General features: G+C 54.3%; 9 protein-coding genes. All 9 read left to right on the forward strand.

The window, feature by feature from the left end; translation table 11 throughout:
• Nucleotides 1-453 (forward strand): 3-oxoacyl-ACP reductase family protein (locus ACLQ7H_RS23175; RefSeq protein WP_411754692.1); only part of this gene is annotated, 453 nt, incomplete at its 5' end.
• A gap of 154 nt (nt 454-607) precedes the next feature.
• Nucleotides 608-844: an acyl carrier protein gene (gene acpP / locus ACLQ7H_RS23180; RefSeq protein WP_004719003.1), complete on the forward strand. Its 237-nt coding sequence runs from the start codon at nt 608-610 to the stop codon at nt 842-844.
• 81 nt (nt 845-925) lie between these two features.
• On the forward strand, nt 926-2,167 hold the full coding sequence (gene fabF / locus ACLQ7H_RS23185; RefSeq protein WP_411754693.1) for a beta-ketoacyl-ACP synthase II: 1,242 nt from the start codon (nt 926-928) through the stop codon (nt 2,165-2,167).
• Nucleotides 2,168-2,292: 125 nt separating this feature from the next.
• Nucleotides 2,293-3,090, forward strand: a complete 798-nt coding sequence (gene pabC, locus ACLQ7H_RS23190) for an aminodeoxychorismate lyase (RefSeq protein WP_411754694.1) — start codon at nt 2,293-2,295, stop codon at nt 3,088-3,090.
• Between the two features lie 13 nt (nt 3,091-3,103).
• Nucleotides 3,104-4,129 (forward strand): endolytic transglycosylase MltG, encoded by a 1,026-nt coding sequence (gene mltG / locus ACLQ7H_RS23195; protein ID WP_411754695.1) that lies wholly within the window; start codon nt 3,104-3,106, stop codon nt 4,127-4,129.
• Complete coding sequence (gene tmk / locus ACLQ7H_RS23200) at nt 4,119-4,757, forward strand: dTMP kinase (protein WP_411754696.1); 639 nt, start codon at nt 4,119-4,121, stop codon at nt 4,755-4,757. Before mltG ends, tmk begins: the two co-directional genes overlap by 11 nt.
• Entirely contained in the window at nt 4,757-5,764 is a 1,008-nt protein-coding gene (gene holB, locus ACLQ7H_RS23205) for a DNA polymerase III subunit delta' (protein ID WP_411754697.1), read from the forward strand. The genes tmk and holB overlap by 1 nt, the downstream gene beginning before the upstream one ends.
• Before the next feature lie 14 nt (nt 5,765-5,778).
• Nucleotides 5,779-6,555, forward strand: a complete 777-nt coding sequence (locus ACLQ7H_RS23210; RefSeq protein WP_411754698.1) for a metal-dependent hydrolase — start codon at nt 5,779-5,781, stop codon at nt 6,553-6,555.
• Nucleotides 6,556-6,632: 77 nt separating this feature from the next.
• A partial coding sequence (locus ACLQ7H_RS23215; protein WP_411754699.1) for a hypothetical protein occupies nt 6,633-6,844 on the forward strand: 212 nt, incomplete at its 3' end.

The following is a 6,844-nucleotide window of genomic DNA, read 5'->3' on the forward strand; positions in this document are numbered from 1 at the left end:
CTGATGCGAATGAAGGATGATGAGTGGCAGGATATCCTGGACACCAATCTGACTTCCGTATTCCGTCTGTCAAAAGCGGTAATGCGAGCTATGATGAAAAAGCGGTTTGGCCGTATCATCTCTATCGGTTCCGTTGTTGGCACCATGGGGAATGCAGGGCAGGCTAACTACGCGGCGGCTAAAGCCGGTCTGATTGGTTTTAGTAAGTCTTTGGCACGTGAGATCGCTTCACGTGGCATTACGGTCAACGTCGTGGCTCCTGGCTTTATTGAGACGGACATGACACGGGCGTTGACAGAAGATCAACGCGCAGGCATTTTGACTCAGGTTCCGGCTAGCCGGCTTGGGGAAGCAAAAGAAATCGCCAGCGCTGTTGCATTTTTAGCCTCTGACGAGGCCAGCTACATCACCGGTGAAACGTTACATGTCAATGGCGGCATGTATATGATTTAAAAAATGTGAAAACTATTTGCGTTATTTGAGGTAAAAACCGCAAAATAGCGTAAAATCGTGGTTGGACCAGCCGGGATTTAGTTGCATCTTTTTCAACATTTTATACACTACGAAAACCATCGCGAAAGCGAGTTTTGATAGGAAATTTAAGAGTATGAGCACTATCGAAGAACGCGTTAAGAAAATCATTGTTGAGCAACTGGGTGTTAAGCAGGAAGAAGTATTGAACAACGCTTCTTTCGTTGAAGACCTGGGCGCTGATTCTCTTGACACCGTTGAGCTGGTAATGGCTCTGGAAGAAGAATTCGACACTGAAATTCCAGACGAAGAAGCTGAGAAAATCACTACTGTGCAAGCAGCTATTGATTTCATCAACGCTAGCCAGCAGTAAGCGAACATATCTAGGCGGTCACTCGACCGCCTAAGTTTTTTCTATCCCTAGCGTCATATTTTCCCTCCTTGGAGGACAAACGTGTCTAAGCGTCGAGTAGTTGTGACCGGACTGGGCATGTTGTCTCCTGTCGGCAATACGGTAGAGTCCACATGGAATGCTCTTCTTGCCGGTCAGAGTGGCATCAGCCTGATCGACCATTTCGATACTACTGCCTATGCAACGCGCTTTGCTGGCTTGGTAAAGAATTTTAACTGTGAAGATTTCATCTCGCGCAAAGATGCGCGCAAGATGGATGCCTTCATTCAATACGGCATCGTCGCCGGCATGCAAGCCATGCAGGATGCCGGGCTGGATATCAACGAGGCGAACGCCAATCGTATTGGTGCCGCTATCGGTTCCGGTATCGGCGGCCTGGGGTTGATTGAAGAGAACCATAGCTCACTGGTTAACGGTGGCCCACGGAAAATCAGTCCGTTTTTTGTGCCTTCGACCATTGTGAACATGATTGCCGGTCACCTGACCATTATGTACGGCATGCGTGGCCCAAGTATTTCCATCGCTACCGCCTGTACCTCAGGTGTCCATAACATCGGCCATGCCGCACGTATCATTGCTTACAATGATGCCGATGTGATGCTGGCCGGTGGCGCAGAAAAAGCCAGTACCCCTCTGGGTGTCGGCGGCTTTGGGGCGGCTCGTGCGCTCTCAACCCGCAATGACAATCCACAGGCTGCAAGCCGCCCCTGGGATAAAGACCGTGATGGTTTTGTCCTGGGCGATGGTGCGGGGATGATGGTGCTGGAAGAGTACGAACACGCCAAACGTCGCGGTGCGAAAATTTACGCCGAAATTGTCGGGTTTGGTATGAGCAGCGATGCCTACCACATGACATCGCCACCGGAAAACGGTGCCGGTGCAGCCTTGGCGATGGAAAACGCGCTGCGTGATGCAGGTGTGACAACGTCACAGATTGGTTATATCAACGCGCATGGCACCTCGACGCCGGCTGGTGATAAAGCCGAAACCCAAGCGGTGAAATCCGTATTTGGCAGCGATGCCAACCGGGTGATGGTCAGCTCCACTAAATCGATGACCGGCCACCTGCTGGGTGCCGCTGGGGCGATTGAGTCGATCTTTACCGTGTTGGCTCTGCGCGATCAGGCGGTTCCACCTACCATTAATCTGGATAATCCGGATGAAGGTTGCGATCTGGACTTCGTACCACACGAAGCGCGCCAGACCAAAGATATGGAGTTCACGCTGTGTAACTCCTTCGGCTTCGGTGGCACTAATGGCTCGCTGATTTTCCGTCGCGTATAATTATTGCCAACTTAAGTTGATAAAGGCCCGGTGCATTTTGACCGGGCTTTTTTTATGCGGCCAGGCCGTTTATCGTAGTATGCGCCTGTTATGCTGTTGTAGTGCAACCACCGTGAGGAAACCGCATGTACTGGATCAATGGACAACAACATGACGCTCTGGCAGCCAGCGATCGCGGTTTGCAGTTTGGCGATGGCTGCTTTACCACCGCCAGGGTGGTGGAGGGCAACATCGATCTTTTCCCCTGGCATTTTGAGCGCATGCAGCAGGCGGCGCAGAGGTTGTTACTGCCCGCGGTGGACTGGGCTGCATTGGAACTTGAGATGCGCCATGCGGCAGGATCTCTCTCCCTTGGCGTGGTCAAAGCGATACTGACCAGAGGCAGCGGCGGACGAGGCTACAGCCCGCAAGGCTGCGCTGCTCCTACACGGATCGTTGCACGCAGCACCTATCCCACGCATTACCTGTCATGGCGTGAAGAAGGGATCAGTCTGGCGCTCAGCCCGGTTGCGCTGGCACGTAATCCACTACTGGCTGGTTTGAAACACCTTAACCGCCTGGAGCAGGTGTTGATCCGCGCATATCTTGACCAGGACGCTGCCCATGAGGCGCTGGTGCTTGACACTGCGGGTATGCTGGTGGAATGCTGTGCGGCTAATTTATTCTGGCGCAAAGGAAAAAGCGTCTTTACGCCAAAACTGGATCAGGCTGGTGTCGCCGGTGTAATGCGCCGCCGAGTGATTGAACTACTGGTGGGCAGCGAGTATCTACTGCATTACGTCAGTGAACCACTAGAGACGCTGGCCGATGCGCAGGAAGTATTGATATGCAACGCGCTGATGCCGTTGCTGCCGGTGAATAGGGCTCAATCATGGCGCTACGCTTCGCGCCAACTGTATGATTTTTTGCGACCACACTGTTAATGATGGCTGATTGATGAAGAGAAAAAAGCTCAAGATTGTTGTACTGCTGCTGCTCCTGGCGTTGGCTTCACTGTATTGGGGGCATCAGCGGATTGAACGTTTTGCCGAGACTCCGCTGGCGATTGGGCAGGAAACCTACTTCAAACTGCCCGCAGGCACTGGCCGTGTGGCGCTGGAAGGACTGCTGGTACGCGACAAGCTGATCCACAATGGCCGCTGGTTCCCGTGGTTACTGCGCCTGGAGCCGGAACTGGCTGAATTCAAGGCTGGCACCTACCGTTTAACCCCAGGGATGACGGTGCGTCAGATGCTGAAGCTGTTGGCGAGCGGCAAAGAAGCCCAGTTCAGCGCGCGCTTTATCGAAGGTTCGCGTCTGAAAGATTGGCTGCAGGTGCTGCAAGAGTCCAAATATGTCAAACATACCCTGGCAGGTAAAAGCGAGGCGGAAATTGCCAAGGCGCTGGGGCTGCCGGAAGGTGGGGTGCTGGAAGGGCGTCTGTATCCAGACACCTATCTCTATACGGCGGGAACCACCGATGTGGCATTGTTAAAGCGCTCGCAGTTGCGGATGTACAAAGCATTGCAGGACGTTTGGCATGAGCGAGACACCAGCTTGCCGTATAAAACGCCGGAAGAGTTGCTGACGATGGCCTCGATCGTCGAGAAGGAAACTGCCGTAGCGGAGGAACGCACCAAGGTTGCTTCGGTGTTTATCAATCGCCTGCGTCTGGGCATGCGTCTGCAAACCGATCCCACGGTGATCTACGGCATGGGCGACAGTTACACCGGTAACATCACCCGTAAGGATCTGGAGACGGCAACGCCCTATAACACCTATGTGATCAGTGGGCTGCCGCCAACGCCGATCGCCATGCCGAGCCGTGCTTCGCTGGAAGCTGCCGGCAATCCGGCTAAAACCGACTATTTGTACTTTGTTGCCGACGGCAAGGGTGGGCATACGTTCACCACCAACCTGGCTAGCCACAATGCGGCGGTGCGTGTCTATCGGCAGGTACAAAAGGAAAAGAATGAAAAGTAACTTTGTCGTGATTGAAGGGTTGGAAGGCGCGGGTAAAACCACCGCGCGCAATACCGTAGTTAGCGTGCTCAACGAGCAGGGTATTAACGATATTGTGTTTACCCGCGAACCGGGTGGTACGCCACTGGCGGAGAAACTGCGCGAGCTGTTTAAATGCGGCGCAGAGGGCGATTTGCCGACCATCAAAGCAGAACTGCTGATGATATATGCCGCACGCGTGCAACTGGTGGAAACCGTGATCCAACCGGCATTGGCTCGGGGGGCCTGGGTGGTTGGCGATCGTCACGACCTTTCCGCACAAGCCTATCAGGGCGGTGGCCGGGGAATCGACCCACGCTTGATGAGCTCGCTGCGTGATACGGTACTGGGTGACTTCCGTCCCGATCTGACCCTGTATCTCGACTTACCGCCGTCGGTGGGCCTGCAAAGGGCACGGGCGCGCGGAGAGTTGGATCGTATTGAGCAAGAAGCGCTGCCGTTCTTTGAACGTACTCGCGCGCGCTATCTTGAACTGGCGTCACAGGATGCGAGCATCGTTACTATAGATGCGGCACAAACGTTGGAACAGGTCACCGCCGATATTCGCCAGGTGGTCGTACAGTGGCTGCAACAGCAGGAAGGGGCATAATGAACTGGTACCCGTGGCTTAACGTTCCCTATCGTCATTTGGTGGGGCAGTATGCGGCAGGGCGTGGCCATCATGCATTACTGCTGCATGCGGCGGTGGGCAACGGCGATGCTGAGCTACTCTATGCCCTGAGCCGTTGGCTGATCTGCCAAAAGCGCAATGGTGAAAAGAGCTGCGGTGAGTGCCACAGCTGTCGGTTGATGCTGGCAGGCAATCACCCAGACTACCACGTGCTGGCCCCGGAAAAGGGCAAAAGCAGCTTGGGCATCGAACCTATCCGGCAGGTGATTGAGATCCTCTATTCCCATGCCCAGCAGGGGGGAGCCAAGGTGGTGTGGTTGTCGCAGGCAGAGCTGTTGACCGAAGCTGCCGCCAACGCCTTGCTGAAAACCCTGGAAGAGCCTCCGGCTAATACCTACTTCCTGCTAGGTTGTCGTGAGCCCTCACGCCTGCTGGCGACGCTGCGTAGCCGCTGTTTCTACTGGCATCTGGCCAGCCCGGATGAGCAGCTTAGCCTGCAATGGCTGAACCGCCAGGGCGCGGGAAATCCGGTCGATCGTTTGACCGCATTACGTTTGCATGACGGCGCTCCCCTGGCTGCTGAACAGTTGCTGCAACCGGCTCGCTGGCAACAGCGCGCCGCACTGTGCAACGCTTTGAACACCGCTCTGCCGCAGTGCGATATGTTGGCCTTGTTGCCAGCACTGAACCATGACGACGTGGCGGACCGGCTACACTGGCTATGCGCGTTGCTGATGGATGCGATGAAATACCAGCAAGGTGCGGCGAGCTATGCGCTGAACCAGGATCAACTGCCGCTGGTCCAGCAGTTAGCCAGCCGTTTGAGCAGCGTTTCGCTCCAGCAAATCATGCAGCAGTGGCTTAGCTGCCGCCATCAGTTACTCAGCGTGGTTGGCGTTAATCGCGAACTGTTGCTGACAGAACAGTTACTCGGTTGGGAGCAGATGCTCGGCGCTACCGGTTACTCACTCCCTCATTCGTTGTAAAAGAGTTAATTATCATGTTATTAGTAGATTCTCACTGCCACCTCGACAGCCTGGATTTTGCCACCTTACACCACAGCGTGGACGATGCCCTGGTGAAAGCCAAAGCGCAGGATGTGGGTTTTGTGTTGGCGGTTGCCACCACGTTGCCGGGTTATAAGGCGATGACCCAACTGATCGGTCAACGTAACGATGTCGCCTTCTCCTGTGGCGTTCATCCGTTGAATCTTGAAGGGGGTTACGATTATGCCGAACTGCGTAGTCTGGCAGCTGCAGAGCAGGTGGTTGCCCTGGGGGAAACCGGGCTGGATTACTTCTATCAGCAAGACAATATCCCGTTACAGCAAGAGTCGTTCCGCCAACATATTCGTATTGGCCGGGATCTCAACAAGCCGGTGATTGTGCATACGCGTGATGCGCGTGAGGACACGCTGGCCATTCTGCGTGAAGAGAACGCCCAGGATTGTGGCGGCGTGCTGCATTGCTTCACCGAAGATTTGCCGACGGCGAAAGCCTTGCTCGATCTGGGTTTCTATATCTCGTTCTCCGGCATTGTTACTTTCCGTAACGCCGAACCGCTGCGCGAGGTGGCCCGCTATGTGCCCTTGGATCGCATGCTGGTAGAAACCGACTCGCCATATCTGGCACCCGTTCCCCATCGCGGCAAAGAAAACCAACCTGCCTATGTGCGTGATGTTGCACAATACCTGGCCGTATTGAAGGGCGTCAGCCTGGAAAATCTGGCGCAAGCGACCACCGCCAACTTCTCACGTTTGTTTCACATCGAACTCTGATCCTTCATCTAGGTTTAGCGCACCGCTAGGGATAATCTAATTCTTTTTAAGCTCGTAATTAATCCTCGAAACGGGTAATGTTCCCACCCGTTTCTGGGGTTAGGCCGGGCAAATTTTCATCTTTCTTCACAAAAAGTAGACGATATTTGAAAAATGGCCGGGCAGATTCATCGAAACGTGACTGCCATCAAACATTGCTCGGGGTATTTATTTTACTCTGCGTAAAAATTAAAGGGGTGCTCAGACACCCTGAAAATGCAGGGGTTTTCTCTCCCCCCTCTGCAACGCG

It is taken from the genome of Serratia sp. (in: enterobacteria) (assembly GCF_046715635.1).
Taxonomy (GTDB): Bacteria; Pseudomonadota; Gammaproteobacteria; order Enterobacterales; family Enterobacteriaceae; genus Chania.

Excerpts from the sequence above, each read along its gene's own strand:
- acpP (WP_004719003.1), top strand. The coding sequence starts at position 608 with ATGAGCACTATCGAAGAACGCGTTAAGAAAATCATTGTTGAGCAACTG.
- pabC (WP_411754694.1), top strand. The coding sequence starts at position 2,293 with ATGTACTGGATCAATGGACAACAACATGACGCTCTGGCAGCCAGCGAT.
- tmk (WP_411754696.1), top strand. The coding sequence starts at position 4,119 with ATGAAAAGTAACTTTGTCGTGATTGAAGGGTTGGAAGGCGCGGGTAAA.
- mltG (WP_411754695.1), top strand. The coding sequence starts at position 3,104 with ATGAAGAGAAAAAAGCTCAAGATTGTTGTACTGCTGCTGCTCCTGGCG.
- ACLQ7H_RS23210 (WP_411754698.1), top strand. The coding sequence starts at position 5,779 with ATGTTATTAGTAGATTCTCACTGCCACCTCGACAGCCTGGATTTTGCC.
- holB (WP_411754697.1), top strand. The coding sequence starts at position 4,757 with ATGAACTGGTACCCGTGGCTTAACGTTCCCTATCGTCATTTGGTGGGG.